Raw genomic sequence first — 982 nt, forward strand, 5'->3', positions numbered from 1 at the left:
TGAAGCCGATGCCCGCGGCCGCCCAGCCCGAGTAGCTGTTGAGCATCGAGACCACCACCGGCATGTCCGCCCCGCCGATCGGGATGATGATGAGCACGCCCATCACGAAGGCGAGGATCAGCATCGCCAGGAAGGCCGCCCAGCTCTCGGTGGCCATGTAGACCAGGCCCAGGGCGATGGTCAGCAGCCCCAGCACGAGGTTGAGCATGTGCTGGCCCTTGAACTGCACCGGTGCGCCCTGGAACAGGCGGAACTTGTACTTGCCCGAGAGCTTGCCGAAGGCAATGACCGAGCCGCTGAAGGTGATCGCGCCGATGGCCGCCCCCAGGAACAGCTCCAGCCGGTTGCCCGCGGGGATTGCATAGCGCAGGAAGCCGTCCACGACCATCGCGCCTTCGGGCGTGTTGACGGTGCCCGAGGCCGCAACCGGCAGCGGCGTGATGCCGAAGGCCCAGGGCTCGACCACTGCCGCCACGGCGATGAAGACGGCGGCAAGGCCGATCATGCTGTGGAAGAAGGCGACCAGTTCGGGCATCTGGGTCATCTCGACCGTCTTGGCGCGGTAGGCGCCGTAGCCGCCGCCCACCACCAGCCCGAGCAGCACCCAGCCCAGGCCGATGAGCCTGCCGCCGGAGAGCTGCACGACCAGCGCGGCGGTGGTCAGGATGGCGATCGCCATGCCGGCCATGCCGAAGACGTTGCCGCGGATGGAAGTGGTGGGATGGCTCAGGCCCTTCAGAGCCTGGATGAAGCAGACACTGGCGATCAGGTACAGCAGCGTGACGACGTTCATCGACATGATCAGCGTCCCCCCGCCTTGGCGGCGTCACCGCCAGCGGGCACCTTCTTGTCCTTCTTCTTGAACATCTCCAGCATGCGCCGGGTCACCAGGAACCCGCCGAAGACGTTGACCGCGGCCAGAGCGACCGCGAGCACGCCCATGGTCTTGCCAAGGCCCGTCTCAGTGAGCGCGGCGGCCAGC

General features: G+C 67.2%; 2 protein-coding genes. Both read right to left on the bottom strand.

Features of this window, described 5'->3' with window-relative positions:
* The coding region (locus tag AC1DSF_RS30505) for an NAD(P)(+) transhydrogenase (Re/Si-specific) subunit beta (protein ID WP_478184052.1) at positions 1–799 on the bottom strand (799 nt) is incomplete at its 3' end.
* Positions 800–801: 2 nt separating this feature from the next.
* A partial coding sequence (locus tag AC1DSF_RS30510; RefSeq protein WP_478184053.1) for a proton-translocating transhydrogenase family protein occupies positions 802–982 on the bottom strand: 181 nt, incomplete at its 5' end.

It is taken from the genome of Variovorax sp. 01N429, assembly GCF_056399425.1.